General features: G+C 41.1%; 19 protein-coding genes. 7 read left to right on the top strand and 12 right to left on the bottom strand.

Features of this window, described 5'->3' with window-relative positions; genetic code table 11:
• Positions 1-121: 121 nt before the first annotated feature.
• The 3 genes from L1077_RS12225 to L1077_RS12215 form a co-directional block, all read right to left on the bottom strand.
• Entirely contained in the window at positions 122-520 is a 399-nt protein-coding gene (locus L1077_RS12225) for an MmcQ/YjbR family DNA-binding protein (protein WP_237137098.1), read from the bottom strand.
• Positions 521-1,311: 791 nt separating this feature from the next.
• Positions 1,312-3,396, bottom strand: a complete 2,085-nt coding sequence (locus tag L1077_RS12220) for a bifunctional diguanylate cyclase/phosphodiesterase (RefSeq protein WP_237137196.1) — start codon at positions 3,394-3,396, stop codon at positions 1,312-1,314.
• Between the two features lie 327 nt (positions 3,397-3,723).
• On the bottom strand, positions 3,724-6,432 hold the full coding sequence (locus tag L1077_RS12215; RefSeq protein ID WP_237137097.1) for an insulinase family protein: 2,709 nt from the start codon (positions 6,430-6,432) through the stop codon (positions 3,724-3,726).
• 144 nt (positions 6,433-6,576) lie between these two features.
• Between L1077_RS12215 and sixA the strand changes: the two genes are divergently transcribed.
• The 6 genes from sixA to yegD all read left to right on the top strand — a co-directional run bounded on the left by sixA (position 6,577) and on the right by yegD (position 13,523).
• Positions 6,577-7,044 carry a phosphohistidine phosphatase SixA gene (sixA, locus tag L1077_RS12210; RefSeq protein WP_237137096.1) on the top strand — a complete coding sequence of 156 codons (468 nt, stop codon included), beginning with the start codon at positions 6,577-6,579 and terminating at the stop codon, positions 7,042-7,044.
• Between the two features lie 657 nt (positions 7,045-7,701).
• On the top strand, positions 7,702-10,020 hold the full coding sequence (locus L1077_RS12205) for a TonB-dependent receptor (protein ID WP_237137095.1): 2,319 nt from the start codon (positions 7,702-7,704) through the stop codon (positions 10,018-10,020).
• A gap of 134 nt (positions 10,021-10,154) precedes the next feature.
• Entirely contained in the window at positions 10,155-10,454 is a 300-nt protein-coding gene (locus tag L1077_RS12200) for a hypothetical protein (protein WP_063361786.1), read from the top strand.
• Positions 10,455-10,478: 24 nt separating this feature from the next.
• Positions 10,479-11,132 carry an HAD family hydrolase gene (locus tag L1077_RS12195; protein WP_237137094.1) on the top strand — a complete coding sequence of 218 codons (654 nt, stop codon included), beginning with the start codon at positions 10,479-10,481 and terminating at the stop codon, positions 11,130-11,132.
• Between the two features lie 112 nt (positions 11,133-11,244).
• On the top strand, positions 11,245-12,087 hold the full coding sequence (locus L1077_RS12190) for a DNA ligase (RefSeq protein WP_237137093.1): 843 nt from the start codon (positions 11,245-11,247) through the stop codon (positions 12,085-12,087).
• A gap of 74 nt (positions 12,088-12,161) precedes the next feature.
• Entirely contained in the window at positions 12,162-13,523 is a 1,362-nt protein-coding gene (yegD, locus tag L1077_RS12185) for a molecular chaperone (protein WP_237137092.1), read from the top strand.
• Here the strand turns inward: yegD and L1077_RS12180 are convergent.
• The 3 genes from L1077_RS12180 to L1077_RS12170 form a co-directional block, all read right to left on the bottom strand.
• On the bottom strand, positions 13,520-13,978 hold the full coding sequence (locus L1077_RS12180) for a methylglyoxal synthase (protein WP_237137091.1): 459 nt from the start codon (positions 13,976-13,978) through the stop codon (positions 13,520-13,522). The two genes, yegD and L1077_RS12180, sit on opposite strands and share 4 nt — an antisense overlap.
• A gap of 8 nt (positions 13,979-13,986) precedes the next feature.
• Positions 13,987-14,625 (bottom strand): LysE family translocator, encoded by a 639-nt coding sequence (locus L1077_RS12175; protein ID WP_237137090.1) that lies wholly within the window; start codon positions 14,623-14,625, stop codon positions 13,987-13,989.
• Between the two features lie 253 nt (positions 14,626-14,878).
• On the bottom strand, positions 14,879-16,057 hold the full coding sequence (locus L1077_RS12170; RefSeq protein ID WP_237137089.1) for a multidrug effflux MFS transporter: 1,179 nt from the start codon (positions 16,055-16,057) through the stop codon (positions 14,879-14,881).
• 286 nt (positions 16,058-16,343) lie between these two features.
• Between L1077_RS12170 and L1077_RS12165 the strand changes: the two genes are divergently transcribed.
• Positions 16,344-16,811, top strand: a complete 468-nt coding sequence (locus L1077_RS12165; protein ID WP_237137088.1) for a hotdog fold domain-containing protein — start codon at positions 16,344-16,346, stop codon at positions 16,809-16,811.
• Here L1077_RS12165 and L1077_RS12160 read toward each other — a convergent pair.
• The 6 genes from L1077_RS12160 to L1077_RS12135 all read right to left on the bottom strand — a co-directional run bounded on the left by L1077_RS12160 (position 16,808) and on the right by L1077_RS12135 (position 24,262).
• Positions 16,808-17,194, bottom strand: a complete 387-nt coding sequence (locus L1077_RS12160) for a bactofilin family protein (protein WP_063361778.1) — start codon at positions 17,192-17,194, stop codon at positions 16,808-16,810. The genes L1077_RS12165 and L1077_RS12160 overlap by 4 nt on opposite strands.
• Complete coding sequence (locus L1077_RS12155; protein ID WP_237137087.1) at positions 17,184-18,299, bottom strand: M23 family metallopeptidase; 1,116 nt, start codon at positions 18,297-18,299, stop codon at positions 17,184-17,186. The genes L1077_RS12160 and L1077_RS12155 overlap by 11 nt, the downstream gene beginning before the upstream one ends.
• Before the next feature lie 122 nt (positions 18,300-18,421).
• Positions 18,422-19,735, bottom strand: coding sequence for a fumarylacetoacetase (gene fahA, locus L1077_RS12150; protein WP_237137086.1), 1,314 nt, complete (start codon positions 19,733-19,735; stop codon positions 18,422-18,424).
• 133 nt (positions 19,736-19,868) lie between these two features.
• On the bottom strand, positions 19,869-20,915 hold the full coding sequence (gene hppD, locus L1077_RS12145; RefSeq protein ID WP_063367536.1) for a 4-hydroxyphenylpyruvate dioxygenase: 1,047 nt from the start codon (positions 20,913-20,915) through the stop codon (positions 19,869-19,871).
• Positions 20,916-21,346: 431 nt separating this feature from the next.
• Positions 21,347-22,783 carry a peptide MFS transporter gene (locus L1077_RS12140; protein ID WP_237137085.1) on the bottom strand — a complete coding sequence of 479 codons (1,437 nt, stop codon included), beginning with the start codon at positions 22,781-22,783 and terminating at the stop codon, positions 21,347-21,349.
• Positions 22,784-23,053: 270 nt separating this feature from the next.
• Entirely contained in the window at positions 23,054-24,262 is a 1,209-nt protein-coding gene (locus L1077_RS12135) for a DUF642 domain-containing protein (RefSeq protein WP_237137084.1), read from the bottom strand.
• Positions 24,263-24,309 lie beyond the last annotated feature (47 nt).

Raw genomic sequence — 24,309 nt, 5'->3', positions numbered from 1 at the left:
TAATTAAACACAAATAATTTACAGGTAAGTGACAAAGACGTGTTTAGACACAAAAAAGACATGTTTTAAGGGGGGCTGATATCAGTTAAATGGCCCTCGCACAGAGTGCGAGGGAGGCCAATTAATTATCACCAGCGGTGATACGGTTCAACTCTTCACGCTGTGCCGTAGGCAGGTTGTCTACAACAATATTATAAGAGTCATCAATCAACTTTTTTAACTCATCTTCTGGAATGCTGCCATCAAGCACGATGGTGTTCCAAAGACGTTTGTTCATATGGTACCCAGGCACAATCGACGAATACTTGTCACGCAGTAACAATGCTTCATCTGGATCGCACTTTAAGTTTAGCCACCAAACTGGCTCACCATTTTCGTTTGTTTGGCCTTCTTTACCTTCATAAAGTGTTGCAAACATTTTGTGTTGCACTTTATACACATCTACTTCTTGTGCAAATGGCTTGGTAATAAAGGTCCCAGGCTTTGCCTGTAAATAATTATGTACACTCTTCTGATCCATAGCCCGTGTCCTTGAAAAACTATATTAATTAAAACAACATGGGGCTAATTTTAGCAGCTATTGAGAGAATTCTGTAATGAGTAAGGCTTCTTATGTAAAATGTCATGAAATAACAAACATAGTTGACAAATACAGGTCCGATACTATCCATCTAATTACATAAATCAAATTTACAATCCATTGAAATTTATTAAATTAGAAAAGATAAGTTCGAAAAATATGTCTAATAGACTTTTCTCATCATTAAACTATCTCAAGTAGGCATTAAATGCGCTACTTTTGGGGTAGCTGCAAACTACACCATGACCGACTGATCTAACAAGTACTACCTGAACTACTTATTACTAACTTTAGTCTAGTATTCGTAAATACACTATTACGATTTACCAAACTTGGTTTTACATGGCGAAACAGTGTATGCATGTCACTGCCCTTGTCGCAATTTGCAGCTAAATTGTATCTGGTTACACTTTTTTATGATGCAATAAAGCGGTAATTAATGACTAAACTCTAATAATAAGTTGTTTATTATAGAGTTTTTCATTTCATGGACCATGTTGTCCCTGTTTTAGCACTAAGTATTTTGCAGTAACTTGTTTCTTCAAGGCTGGTATTAAATTAAATAATGCAATATTTTGCAACAATTTTATGTTTTTGATTGGTTTTTATCCGTAAAATGATGGTTTTGTACTATTTTCATACTGAGTTTGTGACATTACCTCTACAGGCATAATTTGGCACGCTGAAAGCTATTGATAGGTTGAAATAATAGAATTTAGATGATTGAGCAGTTAATTAACAAGTTGTAGGCTGGGTTTTACTTCATTTTCTGCTTGCAAGAAGCGTTCAAACTCGTCACTAGAAAGTGGTTTGGAGTAGTAGTAACCTTGTATTGTTTGACACTCTAACTGTTTTAATAAAGTCAGTTGCTCTTCTTCCTCAACACCTTCAGCAACGACATGTAAATCTAAGTTATGTGCAATAGTGACGATTGAATCCACCATATTGCGGCCCCGCTCACTGCCCATATCATCGATAAAAGCCTTGTCAACTTTTAGCGTATTAAGCGGAAATTGCTTTAAATAGGCTAATGAGGAGTATCCAGTACCAAAATCATCCATTGCTAGGTGAATACCACGAGAGCTAAGCGACCTCATAATTGAAATTGCCTCTTGAGGATCGTCCATAACTGTTCCTTCTGTAATTTCAAGCTCAAGAAAATATGAAGGAAGTTGATTTTTTTGCAAGATAATATCAATGCGGGCAGTTAAATCAGGTAAACTAAATTGCTTGGCAGACAGGTTGACAGCTACTCGACCATTGAAAAGACCTTTATCTACCCAGCGTTTGACGTCTTTACAGGCTTTATCCAGTACCACCTCACCAATTTCAATGATCTGGCCGGTCTCTTCTGCAATTGGTATAAAGACCCCTGGACTTATAATGCCTTTTTTAGGCGTAATAAAACGGACCAATGCTTCCATACCAACAAGTTTTCCTGTTCTTATATCCATCTTGGGTTGATAGTAAACTATAAAATGATCTTCTTTTAGGCCAAAACGCATCAGGTTTTCTATTTGCAAACGCTTGACTGCTTGCTCATTCATAGAATCATTAAAAAATAAATAGTGATTACCTTTTTGCTTTGCATGATACATAGCTGTATCAGCATTTTTTAAAAGAATTTCAGGTGTTTTACCATCTTCTGGAAAGAGTACAATACCGACTGATGAAGTGATCACCAATTCATGATTTGCCATTTTAAATGGCGTCGCAATAGCTGCTAAAAACTGTTTTGCGACTTTTGTGATTGTATGAATGTCATTAGTGCCAGACATGACGAGTGCAAACTCATCGCCACCCAAACGATAGAAAGTATCTTGTTGCCGACATAACTTATTCAGCCTCATAGAGAGTTTTGAGAGCAAACTATCACCTAGCTGGTGTCCTAATGAGTCGTTTATCTTTTTGAAGTTGTCTAAGTCGAATACTAATAAGGCATGATGGGTACCTTGCTGAGAGAGCTTTTTTAAATTGGTAAAAAATAAATTACGATTAGGTAGCCCTGTGATCCTATCTCTATTTGATAGGTTGTGTAGCTGCGATTCTGCTTTTTTTCTTTCCGTTAAATCTGAAAAGACGACAACATAATTGGTCACGTGGCCATGGCTGTTCTTAATCTCATCGATAGTCACCTCAATTGGTAGCATGCTGCCTTTATGATCGTAGATTTTCAGCTCTTCTTGCCAGTGTTCCGTTTCTTTAAGTGCAGATTTTATTTGTCTGATAAAGCGATTGTCATAACCTGGAAGCTGAAAATCTGAGTCGATATATTGCGCTCTTTTTCCACCAAAGACTCTTAAATAGCTTGGGTTAAGATCGACAAGTTTGAAGTTATGGTCATAAATCGCAATGGCATCAGTGAGTGACTCTACACATTTGGCAAATAAATTCAGACGTTCTTCGGTACTTTTTAAGTGATTGATATCCCTCACAGTGCCGGTCATTCGAAGCGGGTTAAGGTTGTCGTCTTTACTGATTACTTTGCCTTTATCCAGCACCCAGTGGTATTGGTTAAGGTTATCTCTTAACCGATAGGAAGCTTCGAAAAATGCTGTTTTTTCTGCGAAATGCAACTTGAGCTGTTTCTCAACAAGTGGAATATCTTGTGGGTGTATTCTTTTAGCATTAGGGATAAAGTGACTACTTTTTTCCTCGTTTAGTGCGTACTTATCATTTATGCGAATGATATCACCTGATTGAATGTTCCAATCCCACAGTGTGTCACCACTGCCTTCAACTGTGCTTTTCAACCATTTTTCAGACATTTGAAGGTTTTCTAGCTTACGCTTGGATTTACTATTTAGAAGCAGCATAATGAAAAACGGAATGGCGCAAATCACTGCCACAACCAAAAAAGGCAGAGGTGCATGATATAGGGGCTCAAAAAGTGCAGATGCGTGTACAGGGGTACTCAAAGCAAAAAGATAAATAAGAGCCAACAGAATTCTTATATTGTTTTTATATACCATAGTGTACAAGATTAATACATTCACTGTTAATCTAATCGAAACAGCAGGCCCGAGTCAAAGCTTAATTGACGAAATATGGAAAGACTCGGATAAGACTGTTTATTTTGTGCATTATTGAAAGGAAATAAAGTTAACTTTTCCTCATGCTATATGAGCCACGTAAAGGAAAAGCTAATTGATGGTTAGGGTGATACTTGGAAAGTTTCTCGCAGTGGCCTGGCAAATGAAACTCTTCAATTCTGAAAATGTAAGCTCATTGAGTGCATCAAGTAATTGAGCTTGCATCGAGAAGGTATGATCATCGTTGCCTATTGCTATCCAAAAGCGTTGTGAACGAAGACGCAAATTTTTATCTTTTTCTGCTATTTGTGACTTGAGGCTAGCTTTCACATCTAGCCAATGTTTCCCATCTAAAGTATCGATATTCGAAACGAAGTCATTTAAAAATAGCTGGTGGTACCTGATTAAGTCTGCACTGTGGTAATTGGGAGACTGAATATAAAAAGCAATACCGGCTCGAGTATTAAAAGGTGCGTAGCCAGCACCTACAAGGTAGCCTAGTTGTTGTTCAGTCCGCAGTTTCTCAAAGTAATGCTGACTAACCAACTGGTTGAAAGCCATTATCTTTATTTTATCTTGTACATCGAGAGTAGGCGCTTGGATATAGTGTACAAAAGCATGTTCACTCTGCTCATTATCAAAGTGCTCAGTATGCTGCTGTTTAATTGTCATGAGTGGCTTTTTTAGATCTTCTAGTATTTCACTTTTCGCAAAGTTACACAGTAGCTGCTGTTCAGTTGCAATTGCATGCTTAGACTGCCAATTACCATGTAAGAATGCCTTTGCATGAATAGAGGTGAAAAATGCATCTCTAAACGCATTAAATTCGTTAAAGCAAACATTTTGCAGCGCGGAAGCTAGCTCATTTGGGGTGGGATTCCAAGGCATAAGTCTAGCACCTAAAATGCTAAACAGCTCACTTACTGGCTTGTTCTTATTATGGTTTTGCCAATGCCGTATGAGTTGCTTTTTATATTCGGCAAATCTTGCTGCACTGATAGGTTGCTTCTGTAAAGCTTCAATCAGTTGAGAAATTAGTTTTAATTGACAGGACGAGAGCCCAGCTGTGTGCAATGTTAGCCCGCCTTGGTGTGATGTTAGATGGTAACTGAGGCCTGCCAACTCTGCTGAATAGAACTGTTCAGCGACGCTATCCATGAATAAATCTGCGAATAATCTGGTCAAAGCCATTGTGGTGTGATTTGAAATAGATGTCTCAGAGTCTATTTCAAGATAAAAATGACCTTTAGTGACCCTAAATGTTGCATCTTGTTTAAACCAAAAAGCAAAACCAGGTCGCTCTTGCAATCGAGTTGGGAACTGCGCAGTGGATTCGATGTCGAATAGCGCATTTTCTTCGCTAAGGTAGGGATTTACATTAGGTAGTCGCATTTCTGGTAGTGGGTCAGTTATTCGCCCAAGTGCATCTAACCACTGTTGGTTGATTTTTACGACTTGATATGGAGTGTTATACCACTGTGCAATTCTGTTTATTGCATCTGTTGCATCTGTTGCATCTGTTTCATCTGTTGCCGTCGGGTGAATAAGTACCAAACGCATATTGTTTGGTATCAAATAGCCCATCAACTCGGCATGTAGAGTCTGATTAAAGTGCTCCATGCAATAGTCACCATAAAGCGTATAGTCTTTGCTATAGTGGTGCATGTTTACGCTAACATTACTGACCCAGTCAATGAGCTTATTAACTTCCTGATTGTCAAAAGCTAATTCCATTAATTGCTTTTTGTCAGCGTATAATGCTGGAAGAGTGTGGTGTTCTGTTTTGATCAGACTAATATATTCAAATAACATTTCTACAATATCTTCATAAAACTCTATACCTAAATCAGTGAGTGCAAAACTCACGTTAAAGTCTTTGAAGTTACTGCCATTTACACCGCCACCTGCAGATAGGGCGTTGATCCAGCCATTTTTTTTCAGTATTGCATATAAAGAACCTTCACCTTCGTACCCCAATAGATGCGCGAGGAAGCTTAAACTTTTGTATCGATATAGTTCATCTATATTTGGCATAGCAAAGCTTACTATGAGCTTTTGTAAATGTTTTCTGGGCTTTATGTTTAGTTTTAACCCAAGATCTTGCGGCCGATAAAAGGGGACTTGAATCTTTGGCTTAGGCCGGTTGACGTCACCGTGAATGGCGTCGAAATGTGTTTGGGCAAGTTCTTCAAATTCGACGATTGTTTGTGGGCCTGCAATGACAAGAGTCATCCATTGTGCCTGATAATGTTGTTTGAAAAACTGAATGACTTCGCTGCGAATGTCACCGTGTTTATCTCCCAAAGTATCGTGATTACCAACTGAAAATTTGGTGAATGGATGCGCAGGGTTTGCTGTTTCTTTATGTGCTTGAATGATACGGCGGTTATCATCCTTTACTTTAAGGTTAAATTCAGCATCTATTGCATTACGTTCATCAAGTAGTGCACTTTGCTCGAAGCTTGGGGCAATAAAAAAATCGGCGAAACGGGGAGCGAGAGTGTCAAGCTTAGTTGCTAAGCAATCAAAAAAGTAACAGGTATGCTCAGTACCCGTCCATGCGTTGCTGTTGCCACCATGTTGATTGACCAGTTGAGAAAACTCACCTTTAATTGGGTATTGCTCTGTACCTAAAAACAGCATATGCTCAATAAAGTGAGCCATACCTTGACGTCCAACAGGATCGTCGAAGTGACCCACGTTGATTGTCAAAGAGACTGCAGATTTTTCACTGTTGGAGTCAGATATAAGTAAAACTTTAAGACCATTGTCCAGTGTTATGTGCTTATATTGTTTATTATCATTGTTGCTTAATTTCAAGTTAACGCCGCCGATATAATAAGTGAGACAGTCTTAAAAGTAGTAAGCTGCTTACCAGTTCTAAGTAATTTGTTTTAATATAGCGGACATAGAGCTAGGTTTACTACTGAATAGAGATAAAAAACCAATACTTTTCGGAGAGCTATGAAAACAATACTGATTATGCGTCATGGTGAAGCAGGTCCAATGCAAGCCGATGATGCTGCACGTTTATTAACTGAGCGAGGGCAAAAACAGGCGTTTGATATGGGCGAATGGTTATCTCGGGTTCATAATCCTGGTGCGATTTTAGTCAGTCCATATGTGCGTGCACAGCAAACAGCAGATGCAGTGAAACAAAGCAATGAATTTACGTATCAAGAAACATGTTCTGATATTATTCCGAGTGGCAGTGCTTCCTTTGCTATTGATTATTTAGAAACTTTGATAAGTATGCACGAAGAAGTAGATACCTGGTTAGTCATAGCGCATATGCCAATTGTTAGTTATATGGTTGATCAGTTAGTGCACGGTGAGATGCCTATTTTTCCTACAGCGGGTGTTGCGGTGATCGAATATTGCCCGAAAACACACAAGTCAAATTATAAAGGTTTACAAGCTCCTCGCATGTAATACCCGCCCAGCTCGTATATAAAGCTGAATGCTTATTCCTTTGCAAATGTGCTTCTCTCTACTGAAAAGCTGTAAGCTTTTTTATCCTTTTCGTGGAACTTTTTCTAAATATTGTGTTCTATCATTATGTCGTTATCTGCCTAATGAGGTCTAATGTCCTCTTATCTCCTTGAGCAGTTCGATAGTATAGATATGCTTTCATGACACCGGTTACCATTTTGGGCGATGTGAACTTGTGTAACTTATATTTATTTCGTTTTCTTTAGCAAAGTCTAATTTTTGCAAATTTTGCTTTATCAACGAAATATTGATCTTATGTATATTAATTGGGTAAAAAATATTTTCCAGACCATAGTATTGATGAATTTATAAGGACAAATGTCCGCTTTTTGTAGCGAAAAGTTGTAAAGTTTTACCTAACGTCGTCGAACGTTGTAAAAATGTGTGTAATTTATGTGTTTATTAGAAGCATTTTAAAAATATGCTGCTATAATTACGCCCGTTGCGTTCAGCCTCGTTTTAGCGTTTTGCACTCTCGTGAGCGAGGTCCGCGTTGTTTGTCATCAACGCGCAAAATTGAACGCCATAGCCAATGTGATACGGCGCCCAAATATACCGTTGAACTCAAAGAGTGCATTAATAAGGTCAAAAACCAACATGAAAGCAATGAAAAGATCTACGTTAGCAACTTTAATCAATGCAACGTTGTTCTCTGCTGTGGCAGGTACTTCATTCACTACGCTCGCTGAAGAAGAGCAAGCGAAAAGCAATCAACTGGAAGTGATTCAAATTACTGCGCGTAAGCGTGTTGAAAATGCACAAGAAGTGCCAGTTTCAGTGTCTGCATTACAAGGTGATAATTTAGACGCCTATAGTTCTGCTGGTATGGATATCCGCTTTATGAACGCTAAGATCCCGAGTTTATCGGTTGAATCTTCGTTTGGACGTACATTCCCGCGCTTTTATGTTCGCGGTCTTGGTAACACAGACTTCGATTTGAATGCATCTCAGCCAGTTTCACTAGTGGTTGACGAAGTCGTTCAAGAAAACCCTATCCTAAAAGGTTTCCCTGTTTTTGATATTGAGCGTATCGAAGTATTACGCGGTCCACAGGGCACTTTATTTGGTCGTAATACGCCAGCTGGTCTAGTTAAATTTGATTCTGTAAAACCAAGTCAAGAATTTGATGGCTACGCTTCAGTTGCGTATGGTAGCCGCGAATCTGTTGACTTTGAAGGTGCTGTAGGTACAGGTCTAACTGACAAAATTTCTACACGTGTATCTGTATTGTGGCAAGAGAAGCCAGACTACATTGATGTTCGCTCTCCTGAAGGCATTACCAATGAATTTGCAAAAGATAATTCACTAGGTGGCTACAGCGAAAAAGCAGCACGTATTCAATTTTTATACGAAGGTGATGACTTTACAGGTTTATTAAACTATCACGTTCGTGACCTTGACGGTCGTCCAATTCCTTTCCGTGCAAATCTAATCGAGAAAGGTTCGAATAACATCAACCCTATTTATGATAATGATGTTGTTTATCATGATGCAGCGTCTCGCGCTACACAAGAAGTTGAAACTCAGGGCTTAAGCTTAAAACTTGAGTGGGATCTTGCAGAGCACACTGTAACGTCAATTACCGCTTGGGAAAGCGCTGAGATATACTCGCGTGCGGACATTGATGGTGCATATGGCAATGAATTTGCACCGACTATGGGACCGGGTAAAATCCCTTTCTCATCTGAAACAGCAGATGCGCTTCCAGACCATGACCAATATACACAAGAATTACGTCTTTCAAGTAACTACTCAGGTGATTTTAATTACCAAGTAGGTGTGTTCTTATTTGAAGAAGAAATGACCATCGAAAGCTTCAGCTTTGACACTGGTGTATTTGATACAGCAGCGGGCCAATATGGCTTACAAAATGGCTATGCTATCCAGAATCAAGACACTTCAGCATGGGCTGTATTTGGCTCTTTTGATTACACACTGTCTGAAAAGTTAGATGTGACTCTTGGTCTTCGCTACTCAGATGATGAAAAAGAGTTTTATGCGAAAAGAACAGATAACCCAACACCTTGGAATGGTTCTCCTGACTTCCTAGAAGGCAGCGCAAACCCTAGTGACAGTCATGTGAGCTGGGATTTAAGTGCAACATACAAGCTGACTGACGATATTAACTTATTCGGTCGCTTAGCAAATGGTTTCCGTGCACCAAGTGTTCAAGGTCGTATTGTATTTGGTGATGAAGTAACTGTCGCTGAGTCTGAAACTACAAACTCAATTGAGTTCGGTGTTAAATCAGATGTACTTGATGGTCAAGGTCGTGTGAATGCGACTGTGTTCTATTACCAAATGGATGATCAGCAGCTGACGGCTGTAGGTGGTGGTTCTAACTTTAACCGCCTAATCAATGCGGACAAAACAACCGGTTATGGTTTTGAGTTGGATACTGAGTGGGTACTTACAGATGAATTAAACGCGACGTTTAATTTGAGCTATAACAACACTGAACTCGATGATGCAAACTTAGCAGTTGCGGTATGTAATCAATGTACAGTGACAGACCCTACTTATATGGTTGAAGGCCCTAATGGACCTGAAGCACGAGCAATTTTGGATGGTAATAGCCTTCCACATGCACCTGAGTGGATTGCAAACGCAACGCTTCGCTACACTAAAGAGTTAGAAGGCGGTGACTTCTTCGTATACGCTGATACTTCTTACCGTAGCAAAATTAACTTCTTCTTGTATGAGTCAGTTGAGTTTGAAGGCAAAGCCTTATTTGAAACAGGCGTGAGAGCGGGTTATGCATGGGCGTCTGGTGACAACGAATACGAAACATCTGTATTCGTACGTAACTTGTTTGATGAGCAAGCTGTTATCGGTGGTGTAGATTTCAATAACAACACTGGTATGTTAAATGAAGAGCGCTTTATTGGTGCTGAGTTCAAGGTTCGTTTCTTTTAATTTGTAACTGAAATGAATTAGTTAATCTTAAACCCGTGTTATTGGATAAATAACACGGGTTTTTTATTTCTTTAATGCAACTGTCGGAATTAGCTGATACAGTCGCATCGTAGTTTAAGTAAGAGGAGTTATACATGTCTGGGTTTTGGAACTATCGCGTGATTTTTTGTGAGGGTAAAGATAGTGAATCACCGCTATACCAAATTCATGAAGTTGAATACAATATCAATGGTAAAGTGACTAACTGGTCAGAGACAGGTGCAGCTCCTTTTGGTCACACGATTGAAGAGTTACAAGCTGATTCTGATAGACTTAAATCAGCGTTTGAAAAGCCAGTATTAAAAGTTGTTCGCAAGCAACGTGGTTACGAGTTAGTTGAAGTGGAGACGGGCGAAGAGGCGTACGCTGAGCCACCTGCAGCTTTGAAAGGCTAAATAAAAAAATGATAAGGAGTGTTTATGGGTTTACAGGCAATATTATTCGATTTTGATGGTACCTTAGTAGACTCAGAGACACTCCATTACACCAGTTGGTGCAAAGTACTTTCACCATTTAATATTTTCATTAGTGAATCTGAGTTTTGCGATGAATTCTCTGGTGTGCCTACTGTTAAAACCGGCCATATTTTGCAGCAACGTTACAACCTTCCTTATTCGGGGGATGAGTTAGCAACGTTAAAAAATACACAGTTTGTAGAAACTGCTGCTACTGAGAAGCCTAAACTGATGCCACATGCTATGGACGTGCTCTCTCTTTGTGCACAACATTATAAATTGGCTTTGGTTACTGGCAGTACACGAGCAGAAGCGTTTCCCGTATTAACACATTATCAACTGCGCGAGTTTTTTGATTATATTGTTTGCAAAGATGATGTAACCAACCCTAAACCACACCCAGAACCTTACTGTTTGGCCATGGCTAAACTCAATATTAGCGCACAAGAAGCGATTGCCGTAGAAGATTCACAAACAGGGCTAGCATCTGCTACTGCTGCAGGAGTGAAAACGGTGGTGATCTCTCACCTACACTCAGCAGGCCAAGATTTTACCAAAGCTGCGTGGCGAAGTGATAGCTTGGAAGCGATGTGGCAGCAAATCGTAAAGCCAAGTTAAACTGTACAAGTCCGATAAAGGTGCTATTTTAAAAAGAGCCATTGAAACGCTAACAAGGTGTTTTAGCTGTGATGGTCTTTATTGTCTGTTTTTATCTGCAAAGGAAAGTAGCATGAAACACGTCTTTTTTTGGCTGTGTACAGCCGCCATTATTTGCGCCAGTCCCACTTCTTTTTCTAATATTGCACCTGATGTTCAACTCGCAAAAGTGTATACGCAACAAAAACCCGTCAGCGATTATTTGGTAAGTGAAAAGTATGATGGCGTACGTGCAGTTTGGGATGGCAAGTTGCTTAAAACCCGAACCGGGCATATTATTCATGCGCCAAAATGGTTTACGGCTGTATTACCTAACCGGTGGTTGGATGGCGAATTATGGGCTGGGTATAACAACTTTGCGTTTGTTAGTAGTTTGGTGCGCAGAAAAGTCCCTGATCATGAGAATTGGCAGCAGGTTCATTACCTCATTTTTGATGCCCCAGATCCACTGCTGACGTTTGAGCAACGCTTTGAGAAATATCAAGGTATCGTGAATGGCTTACACAGTATCCATGTGAAGCCAATTCCTCAGCACCATTTTACTAATAAAGCTCAGTTAGATGAATTTTATACTCAAGTATTGTTGCGTGGTGGTGAGGGGGTAATGCTACATGAAAAGGCTGCTACCCATCAGGCTGGCAGAACCGCTCAAGTACTTAAATACAAGCCTAAGTTTGATGCTGAAGCGGTTGTTATCGCTCATTTGCCAGGAAGAGGTAAGTATCAAGGAATGATGGGGGCAATTAGGGTAAAAACGATGGAAGGGGTCATATTTAACATCGGAACGGGATTTACAGACGAGCAGCGTGTCTCCCCGCCAGCCATCGGAAGTACAATTACATTTCAATACCAAGGGTTTACCAAATACGGCAAACCGAGATTCGCGAGTTTTTTGCGAATGCGTGACGCTTTGTAAGGAGGGATATCCTTTAAAATCGATCTGAGCTATGGTAAATTTCGTCCTTTTTTGCGAGCGGATGCGAGGTAAGAATGGTCGTTGGGTTTGATTATGGTAGCTCAAATTGTGCAATGGGTGTAATGCGTGCAGGCGCAGTAGAGTTGATCCCTTTGGAAAACTCTAAGTATTACCTTCCTTCTACGCTATATGCACTACATAACTCGCTTATTTCTGACTATGTTGCAAAAGGCATTCAGGAGAGTGCCCAGTCCCAGTACAGAGCACAGAGAAGTGGCATATTGAAAAGCGCACAGTTTGCTCGTAGCGACTTAGACTTGATGCCACAAGAAAGTGGTGTTTTTGTTGGTCAAGAAGCGATTGAAGAATACATCTCTATGCCAGAAGAGGGCTATTTTGTTAAATCGCCTAAGTCCTTCTTTGGCGCAATAGGGCTAAAGCCTGAGCAAATCGCATTTTTTGAAGATATTGCCACAGCCATGATCATGGCGCTGAAAACACGAGCCGAGAAGCACTTAGGTTCAGCACTAACGCAAACGGTGATTGGTCGTCCGGTTAATTTCCAAGCGGTCGGTGGAGAGGATAGTAACCGTCAAGCTATATCTATTTTAACTACAGCGGCGAAACGTGCGGGTTTCACTGATGTGGAGTTTCTCTATGAACCCCTGGCAGCAGGTATTGATTTCGAATCAGATCTGCAACAGGATAAAAAAGTGCTCGTAGTTGATATTGGCGGTGGTACAAGTGATTGCTCATTTGTACAAATGGGCCCAAGTTATCGAGATTGTGAAGATAGGAGTGCTCACTTCTTGGCTCATACGGGAAAGCGGATTGGTGGCAACGATTTAGATATTGCTTTGGCGTTTCATAAGTTAATGCCTGTGTGTGGTTTAGGTGGACAATTTAAATCTGGTTTGCCTTTACCAAAGCAAGCTTTTTGGCAAGCATGCAAAATCAATGACATTCAATTGCAGAGTGATTTTTACAGCAGTGCCTTCGGCCGTGAGCTCAATACCATGCTACGTGATGTCTGTGAGCCTGAAAAGCTAAAGCGCTTGCAAGTGATCCAGGAAAACAAGATGACACATCAATTTGTTAGGCAGGCTGAACTAGCGAAAATTGCATTGAGCGATGATAGCGTGCATCAAGTTGATTTATCATTTATTGAAAATGAATTGGAGCAAAACCTCAATCTTACTCAATTAACCGAGTCTGTTGAGTCGAGTTTACAACAGGTGGTGGCACTTGCCGAGCAAGCGATTTTAGATGCAGGCACTAAGCCTGATGCCATTTATTTGACTGGGGGCAGTGCACAATCACCGTTGCTAAAAAGTGCATTACAAGCAAAGTTGGGCGATATTCCAATGTTGAATGGTGACAACTTTGGTAGTGTCACCGCAGGCTTAACAAAGTGGGCTGAGCGTATTTATCGTTAACGAATACGATTAGAAATATATGCTGAATAATCGGGCTGTGTTCTTGGCAGCTCAGTATTCATCAAAGTTGAAGTCAGCAGCATATCTGCGCTGGCTTCATTACACGCAACTGGAATATTCCAAACAGCAGCCAGTCTCAATAGCGCTTTCACATCTGGATCATGGGGCTGAGATGACAAAGGGTCCCAAAAAAATATCAACATGTCTATTTGTTGCTCAGCAATTTTGGCGCCTATTTGCTGATCTCCACCCATTGGCCCGCTCATTAACTGTGTTACTTCTAGCTCTGACTTTGAAGCTATCAGTGCGCCTGTCGTGCCGGTCGCACTCAAAATATGCTGTACTAAAACGGCTCTGTGCTTTTTGCACCAATTAGCCATACTTGATTTTTTGCCATCGTGGGCAACTAAAGCAATGCGCTTGGTCGCAGGAATTTTAGCTTGTGTGTATTTCATAAGTTTCCTTACAGCAATAGATTAACAGCCAATGCAATAAAAATGGCTGCAGATATTCTATCTATCCATATAGGCGCTTGTGGATGACTTCTAAAGTAGCCTGCAATTTTATCTCCACCATAGACGTATACACAATCAACAGGAAAAGCCAAGATGGGGTAGAGTAGACCAAATAGTGCTAATTGAACTGTTGTGGATGTATCTAAACTGGTATCAACAAATTGGGGGATAAAAGCGATGAAAAACAGCGCAACTTTAGGGTTCAGTACTTCGGTCATCATTGCCTGAAAAGTCACGTTCTTACTGGATTTGCTCGGTGTACTATTATCCCCCTCAGAGTGTTCGTCATTGATGTTCGTTAAGGTTGCTTTAAAGGTCATTATCCCGAGATAAGCAAGATATCCGGCACCGAGGTACTGGACTGCTGTGTAGGCCGTTTCAGACGCTTTCAAAATAGCTGATAAACCAATGACGGCAAAAATAGTGTGTACCACGCCACCGAGAGCAAAGCCAAGTGCACTTTGCATCCCCGCGGTTTTACCATGGGTAAAGGTTTGCGCCATTAAAAATGCATTGGAGGGCCCGGGTGCGATAGCAATAATGAAGCTCGCAAACAAGAATGAAATCAAAAATTCAGGATTTAGCATAATAGAGTAAATGTAATACAGTTAGATGCTAGTTTAATCACTCGGGAACAAGTTGAAAATGCTTTATTGCGGTATTTTTAAAACTATGCGGGTCGTATGAACCCGCATAACAAGGTTGGGGGATTTTGATTCAATATAAATAAATGCTAAAAAAGAAGTCTTATGCCTTCTCAACAACAGCCTGTGCAGCTATTAGACACAGTATGCCGAGTTGATGTGACAGTTTTACGACTAGTTAGCAAAAAGTGTCACGTTAATTTGCACTGTGTAACGCTTGGCGATGTTTTGAGAACAACAACATTAAAAAAGGCAATCCCATGCACAGGTGCAGTGCTAATTGCAATGGTGCAGTCAGTCCTAACGGCTGAGTCAATACAGCTAATAGCCCGGCACCGCTCATTTGCATAAGGCCAATTAATGCGGAAGCTGTACCAGCTTGTTTAGGGAACTCTGCTAACGCATTGCCTGCCGCTGCACCAATGGTAAAAGCAAATCCTATTGAGGCTACATACATTGGCAGCATGTAATAAGCGGCTGCTATTTGCGGCAGTATGAGAATGATGGCACCTGCACTACAAAATAAAGAGAGTCCAAATTGCAAAGCGCGACGACTATGACGTTTAATAAATTGCGGTGCTACAAAACTAGATACGATGCTGATAAATGCATTAAGCGCGAACCAGAAAGTAAAGTCCGTCATAGGGAGATTTAAATGAGACATTATCCACCCCGGTGCACCGACTACAAACACGAGCATTGCCGACATACACACCATGGTAATTGATGCGTTAAACATAAACTTGGGGCTACTGAGCATAGGGCCAAAACGGCGAAGATCGAGGATGTGGCCTTTGTAAATGGAGTCCTCAGGTTTCGTTTCTTTAAAAATGAAAAATAATAAAATAAGGCCAAATACCGCAAAGACAAATAAAAACGCAAAATTACTGCGCCAGCCAAGCTCCACAGTTAGCCATGCCCCTAAAATAGGTGCTAATGCTGGAATAAAGCAGACGATGCCATTTAAATATGTGATCATTTGGCCACTGCCTTTGTTACCAAAGCTATCTCGCACAACGGCAAAAGCACTGACAAAAGTAGCACATGCGCCAAGACCTTGAAGTACTCGAGCAAACATCACTGACTCCCATGTATCCACAACTGTGGCCAACGCTGCGCCAATCATAAATAGGCTTACACCAGAGAGGGCTATCGGTTTACGCCCATACTTATCTGCCAATGGCCCAGCAATTAATTGCCCGAGTCCCACAGCAAGCATATAAACACTGACAGTTTGTTGAATTTGAGCTTCGCTTACTGCTAGTGCATTTTGCATGTCGACAAAAGCGGGCAAATATAAATCAATACCGAGCGGGCAAAATATGACTAATAGGGCGAGGATGAAAATAAGTGATTTACTGGTGTGGTGTTGCATGCTGTCTCCTTTTCGACGCTATTGTATTGCGCGCAAAAAAAAAAGACAGGACAAATCGCCGTAATACAATAATATTTTATTAATCGAAAGGGTTTAATAAGAATTTTGAATGAATAATAATCATTAAAACAGTGCTTTACCTTTTATTGGCTCAGGTTTTTTATTGTGCTTTTTTTCTAAAAGGTACTTACTTCTTGAATAGCTTATATGGATATTTTTATATACTGATAACACTAGAGTTAACTGGTCTGATGTGTTAGGTTTAAGCAAAAAGGCAGGATAGTTTATGGCAGGTTCATTGTTAAATACTTATAAAAAATTTCGTTGGCTACCATTTGGAAATTGGTTATTTAGTAAAGCGGTATGTAAGAGAGCGCCATACTTTTCGACCATTAAACCTAAAATCACGCATTTAAGTAGCGGTAGAATTTGCGCGCAAATGCCTAATCGTCGTGCGGTGCATAATCATATTGGTACAGTGCATGCCATTGCCCAGTGTAATTTGGCAGAGCTATGTGCTGGAGTCGTGACTGACGCAACAGTTCCTGTGAATACTCATAGGTGGATCCCCAAGGGGATGACAGTACAATACTTAAAAAAAGCGGATAGTGACCTTAAAGCTGAAGCGGTGATCCCATTGCCACATCAGTGGCAAGATAAAGAAGATTTAATCGTTCCAGTTGAAGTGTTTAATGCTGAGGGCGTGAAAGTGTTTCACGCCGATGTAACAATGTATATAACTGCGAGAAACTAGGCCTGCTCTTGCTTTTCAATTGGGGTGACATTTGAAAGGTCTGTTTTGTGTGTGAGCTGACCTTCAATATGTGCCCCAGCCTCGATACTCAAGGTATCATGGATGATATCGCCGTGTACTTTAGCTGAAGGCTCTAAACGGACTTGCTGTGCAGTGATACAACCGTTGACAGTGCCTTTCACATGAACTTGTGTGGCTTTAATATTACCCTCAATGGTCCCTTGCTCACCAATTACTAAGTGCTCGACGTCGAGATTACCAGAAACAATGCCATCAATTTGAATTTCACCTTCGCAGTGAATGTCACCAATGACTTTGGTGTTTGGGGAGATCATGGCGACGTAGAGCGCTGAGGATTTATTATTTTTTAATTTATTGAACACGTTCGAGTACTCTTGCAAGTTTAACAGGGTTAATATGCTTTTTATCCTGTAATACTTCGTAGTGCAAGTGTGTACTGGTACTTCTTCCTGTGCTGCCCATTAATGCAATTACGTCTGATTGCTTAACTTTTTGGCCTTTTTTTACTTTAATTGTGTGTAAATGCCCGTAACGTGTCGTGATCCCGTTGACATGTTGAATTTCAATAAATTTGCCATAGCCGCCATATTTTCCGGCTCTGATAACTTTGCCATCTGCAGGTGCGATGATTTCTGTTTTGTGCCACCCAGCTAAATCGACGCCTTTGTGGTAGGCGCGGCGACCGTTAATTGGATCTTTTCGATAGCCAAATGCACTAGAAATATAATATTTGTCTTCTTTAACTGGCATGCTTGCTGGCAGCTTTTGGACTAAGCGTTCCAGTTGGTTTAGTTGCACAGAGCTGTCAATTGCGTTGAGGTATGATTGAGGCAGTTTATCACTTTGAACCTGGTGATAAGGACCACCTTGCGCTTCATTTGAGGTGTTTGCTTTGATGCCAGCTTCTTGCATACCCGCGAGTAAAACTCGATTTCTGCGTGCGATCAAATTGTGCAATTGGTTAAGCAGCTGGCTTTGTGCGTTGTTTAATTCAGTGGCATGATGATGAAATGACTCAGTATGTTCTTCGTGTAGCTCTAATGACTCGGTATTCACTTCGCGATTTTCATTAGGTTCTGATGGGAGAGGGGCTGTGTCACTCACCTCACCTTCAGTCAGCGTATTGGGGAGCGAAGCCATAAGCTCGTTTAGTACTGCATGCTGTGCATCGAGCTGTGCTATGCGTGTTTGTTGTTGGGCAAGTTGCGCTTCAAGTGCGGCTTGCTTACTAAGAAAAGCAGCTTCTTTGCTTGAAACTTCATCTGACAGTGCAAGTAAATGTGTTTTTTGTGTGAAATATTGTGAGGTTGTAAAGCCAAGCCATGCCAAAGTTGTGATTAGGCATACTATAATCGTGATTTGCACCCAAGCTGGTATAGCCAATAAGCTTACTTCGCCATTTTGACGTAGCATGACTTGTTTGGGTTGAAATAGCTTTAAAACTAGGCTTTTGATAACGCTTAACATAACACTTAAAAATTTAGATAACGCCTAACTCTAACAATTTTTATACAAAAAGCCAGTATAAAATCATAAAAAAAAGGCGTGTTTATGCACGCCTTTGATTTGAATGAAATTATTTTATTCAATTATTTTGCAGGAAGCACAGTGCCTTCTACTGAGCCGAAGCCGATGCGGTTGAAGCCGTCAGCTTCACACCAGCCGCGCATAATGACCTTGTCACCGTCTTCAAGGAATTTACGCTCTTCGCCATTGCTTAAAGTAATCGATTCTTTACCGCCGCGAGACAGCTCAAGTAATGAACCTGCTTCTTCATGTTCTGGGCCTGACTGTGTGCCTGAACCTAACATATCACCTGGTAAGAAGTTACACCCGTTGACTGTGTGGTGTGTAACCATTTGTGCAACTGTCCAATAGCTGTGCTTGAAGCTTGACTCAGAAACTTTGCTTGGCGCTGCATTTTCGCTGCGCATTTTATCTGTTTCGATAAGTACGTCCATTTGAATATCAAATGAACCAGTTTCACGGTTCTGTGCAGACTCCAGGTAGCTCATTGGTTGTGGGTCGTTTTCGTCACGGTGCCACGCAGTGCGGTATGGAGCTAACGCTTCCGTTGTCACAATCCATGGTGAGACTGTTGATGCAAAGTTCTTCGCAAGGAATGGACCTAAAGGTTGGTATTCCCATGCTTGTAGGTCACGTGCTGACCAGTCATTAAATAGACAGAAACCGAATACGTGGTCTTCTGCATCTTCAATTGCAATCGCATCACCTAGCTCATTGCCTTTACCAAGGTAAATACCTAGTTCTAACTCGTAGTCTAGACGCTTACAAGGGCCAAATGATGGTGCTTCAGCATCTGGTGCCTTAGTTTGACCTTTAGGGCGCGGGAAAGTCTGACCTGATACATCAATTGATGAAGCACGGCCATGGTAGCCGATTGGTACCCACTTGTAGTTAGGCAGAAGTGGATTATCAGGGCGGAACAAGCTACCTACTGCAGTTGCGTGATAGATTGATGTGTAAAAATCAGTGTAATCACCGATGTGACACGGAAGTGCATATTCAACGTCATCTTGTGCCACAAGTGCGTTCTCAAGGGCACCTTGGTGCTCAGAGCCTTCACGTAATGCACGAGAAAGTGCTAAACGTAAGCCTGACCAATGTGCTTTACCTAGACCCATGAATTCGTTTAGTGCTTGTGCATTTGCCGCTTCAACCGCCTCTTGCGCTGCACCGTCAAAGATGTTTGCAGCAGCAACGACTGCTAGATCTAGTACTTGATCACCAATTGCTACGCCGCCACGGAATTCTTCATTGCTGCCTTTGCGACGAAATGACGCAAACGGTAAGTTTTGAATTGGGAAATCGTTACCAGCCTGGTTTGCACTTGCAACCCAGCTTTTTAAATTAATATCGTGTGTTTCATTGATAAAAGACATGGTCTTTCCTTTTTTCTACAAGCTGCATATGACTATGCATTTTTATTTGTGCTTTCGCCAGAATATGGCCAAGTTTAAATAGCAAAAGCAGCTTAGAAAAGCTGCTTTTTATTTTGTCTTAACTGGTAAGTGATTAAATCACACCACGACGCTCTTGGTCACGTTCAATTGACTCAAATAGAGCTTGGAAGTTACCTTCACCAAAGCCACCGTCATCAACACGTTGGATCATCTCAATGAAGATAGGACCGAACAGGTTCTTGGTGAAGATTTGAAGTAGGTAGCAGTTTTCGCTTTGGCTATCTACTAGGATCTGGTGCTCTTTGATCTTCTGCTTATCTTCAGCAACCCAAGGTACACGGTCGAAAATTGTATCGTAGTAGTGATCAACAATATCTAAAGTCGCGATGTTTGTTTTGTCTAGCTTATCTAGAGAGCCAACAAGGTCGTTCGTTAAGAATGCAAGGTGCTGTACGCCCGGACCATTGTACTCGTCTAGGTACTCATCGATCTGGTTGTTGTTGTCATCTTTACCTTCATTGATTGGAATCGAGAAAGTACCACAAGGTGACTTAAGTGCGTAAGAAAGTAGCGCAGTCTTTTGACCTTTGATGTCGAAGTAACGCACTTCTTCAAAGCCAAATACGCCTTTATAGAAGTTTGCCCATGTTTCCATTGTGCCTTTGTAAACATTGTTAGTTAGGTGGTCAATGCGAATGAAACCTTTGTCTTCAACAATGTTTTGCTCTTCTAGGTCTTCAAAATCATTTTCAAAGATAGAGCCTTTATCACCGAATACATCGATGAAGTAAATAAGGCTGTCACCAATACCGTAAATAGCAGGGTATGGTAGGTCTTTGTTTGCAGAATCAGTCGCTGGTTTTGCACCACGCTCTACAGCAATGTCAAACGCTTTTTGTGCGTCTTCTACGCGCCAGCCCATAGAACAAATTGCTGGACCATGTGACTTAGCAAACTCAGCAGAGAAACCGTCACGCTCGTTGTTTAGTAAGAAATGGATCTCGTTCTGGTTGTAATGAACGATGTCTTTACCTTTAAACTTTTTAAGTTTAGAGAAACCAAAATCAGCAAAGATTTTGTCCATGTAATCTGCGTCTGGGGTTGCGTATTCAGTAAATTCGATACCTACAAGTCCAAGAGGATTATTTACTTCACTCATTGTCATTCTCCTGCATTAAGCACTGGATTGCTTGTTGTAATTTATGCAGTGGATAATTAATCAAAATGACCTAAAGTGAAAGGTTTCAACATCAATTCACTCATGGCTGTTTTGTAAATTTGATTGCACATTTGGTGCCGTTTTAAGACAAAATGAAAACAGACAATTTTTTTAGATTGAAAAGCTGTAATTAAACTGAAAATCAGGTTGTTAATTCGCTTATTTTAGAAAAAGATATAACTTCAACGTTATGATTTTATAGGTTTTTTATGTTTTTGATATGATTGCTCAAGAAGTCTACAGTCATATGAGCGATGTGAATCAACCAGGTAATTACGGGGCATGCTGTAAATTTATTTGTACATTTTTAGGCTGAGATATGAAAAAGCCGCATTGAAAAGTGCGGCTTTTTCGTAAATTTTATTTATGGGTTATTGTCTTTCGCCAGTCACTTCGAGCTCTTTTTCAAGATAGTGTGCTTGCGTGTGGGGTTCATTGTCACCCTCAGCACCATGCATCCAGTCAACCAGCTTGTTACTGAGCAAGTACATTGCCAGAGCAGAAATGAGTGCTGTTGCACCTAAGCCAATAAAGATACCCATTGCATTCCCCATTGCTTCTTGGCCTTCGCCAATGAACGAACCGACAAAGCCGGCGATTTTATTTGCGACTGCCGTACATAGAAACCAAATACCCATAAGCAGGGATGCAAGACGAAGTGGTGCCAGTTTACTCACCATGGATAGACCAATTGGAGATAAACATAATTCACCCAGAGTATGAAATAGGTAGAAAAGGACTAGCCACATCATGCTGATTTGCAGTGTGTCTCCAGGTGCTGCGCCTTCGGTCATTAAAGCGAACATCATAGTTAGGAAGCCAAGCGCTAAAAACACCAAGCCTATGGCAAACTTAACTGGCGAGTTTGGCTCACGTTTGTCCAGTTTTAACCAAATCATGGCAACAATGGGTGCAAAGATGATGATGAAAATGGAGTTTAAAGATTGGAACCAAGACGCTGGGATTTCAAAGCCCATCAACATGCGATCTGTATAATCATTGGCGAATAAGTTCATCAAACCACCGGCTTGTTCAAAGCCCATCCAGAAGATGATACTGAATACAGACATGGTAAAGATCACGCGAATACGATCTTTTTCCACTTTAGTTAATGGCTCTTTTGTGCCTGATTCTGATTGCTGTTGTGATAGCTTTGCAGCTGGAATGACACCAATATCACCCAAGTACTTTTGACTTAGTAACATTTGCATGACGACAGAGATCACCATACCAATACCTGCCGCAACAAAACCGGCTTGCCAGTTTATTTCAGATGCAACATAGCCTGCGACCAATGGGCCTAATGCGCCACCTAAGTTAATGCCCATGTAGAATATGGTAAATGCACCATCACGACGCTTGTCACCTTCTTCATATAAGTCGCCCACCATGGTAGAGATATTTGGCTTGAATAAACCGTTACCGATACACAGCAGTGTTAGACCAATATAGAAGACATTTTCTTCTTGGCCAGCAACTACACTGTGTGGGACCCCCATGATGAAATGACCTGCTGCCATTAAAATACCACCAATGATGATGGCTTTGCGTTGTCCCAGTACGTTATCTGCTAGCCAGCCGCCAAATAGCGGAGTTAAGTATACGGCCATGGTAAAGGTGCCGTATAAGCTAAGTGCGTCGGCATTCGTCCAGCCAAAACCGCCACTTTGTACCTGAGCTACTAGATAAAGTACTAAAATTGCACGCATACCGTAGTAGCCAAACCGCTCCCACATCTCCGTGCCGAATAGTAAGAATAGGCCCTTAGGATGGCCTAAAAACTCACCTCGATTAGGTATTGAATTCATATTTATTACTTCCAGATTTATCACATGTGTGTTGTATGGCCTTTATATCATCGACAAATTCATACTTATATAAGTGTGAACCCATCTATTTTTAATTGGGAGGCCAGTTCCCAAAAGCTCTACGTGCGAAGTTGGTATTGACTAACTATTCACGAAAAACGCGTCAGTATACCCAGCAAGGTGGCTATGGGGAAGCCTTACCAGATAGGTTCAGAGGCGAATTAGCATAAAAAAACCAGCCAAGAGGCTGGTTTTTAAGATTAATAATTATTAACGGCAATAATTATCGACAAAAGTTAGGTCGTTAATATGCGCGGGGCCTTCCATCAGCTCTGTCGCGACTGCTGTATTTGGATTAAGTGAGTAAATTTTTGCATTCTGGCCACTTTGACGGCCTGACACGTACAAAGAGCCAGTGTCTGAAATGGCAAGGCCAGACGCCCAATTTACGCCATGCTCTCCAATCTTGGTGAGGCTCATGTCTGCGGTATCTAGCGTATATAGTGCTTTACCGGTTAATACGTATAGCGTGTTGTTGTCAGCTGAGTAAGCGATATCGCCATGACTAAATTCATCGCCAGCGTATTTCAGCTTACCTAATACAGTTTTTTCACCAGTCTGCAAATTGTAGTCATACATGTAAGTTTTACTTGTAGCGCGAAGGTGTATACCGTCATCACTGACCGCAGAGCGGTAAATAGGCCATGATGTCGCATTGGCAACGGCTGTCTCAACATTACCATCTAAATCAAGTGACCATAATGTAGAGGCTTTGGTTTGACTGTCATTTTGTTCCATGAAATACAACACGCCGTCTTTGCTTGCGATATTTGACGCGGTATGAGACACACCAGCAACTTTGCTGTAAGTCATGGTGTCTAAATTGAAATTGAAGATATATCCATCACCCGCACTGCCATAGTTATTGATACCAAATAAACCTGTTACGCAATCTGCTGTCACAGATACATTGTCTAATAAGGCACCGTATGAATCTGATGTGCCACTACCTGAAAACGCCAGTGTGCTTTGAGCACTGTTTGCTGTCACTGTGACTGTCACGTGCTGCCAACCTCGGTTAGCGCCATTCAAATTCGCGATAACTTGACCATTCCAAGTAACCGTTGCTTGATTTGTTTGGGTGTTGTTGCGTACTCTCGGAGAGTAATAAAAACTGACCACATAACGCTTCCCAGCTTCAGTAGCAATGTTTTGATATGCAGTGTAGTTGCTGGTTGAATCTAGTTCTAAATACTGTGAACCATCTTGTGGTGCAATAAGGCCGAGTCTATCGGTTTGAATTTCAAAACGTGCGCCTGTGCGCTGCCAGCCTGAAAGGTTATCGAAGAGTTTCCAAGTCCCTGAAATGTTTCCTGATTGTTCAAATGAACCATTGGCAATTAAATTATTCTCTGCCAGAACATTCTGGCTCGCTGTCAATGCAGTAACTAATAATACAGATGACGTGGATAGCTTCATATATTACTCCCAACTTGATTACATAACATCCGTTGTTAGTAAAATGT

It is taken from the genome of Pseudoalteromonas luteoviolacea (genome assembly GCF_021654285.1).
GTDB lineage: Bacteria > Pseudomonadota > Gammaproteobacteria > Enterobacterales > Alteromonadaceae > Pseudoalteromonas > Pseudoalteromonas luteoviolacea_J.
The sequence above is the reverse complement of the archived record's forward strand: the minus strand, read 5'-3'. Positions and strand labels throughout refer to the sequence as shown.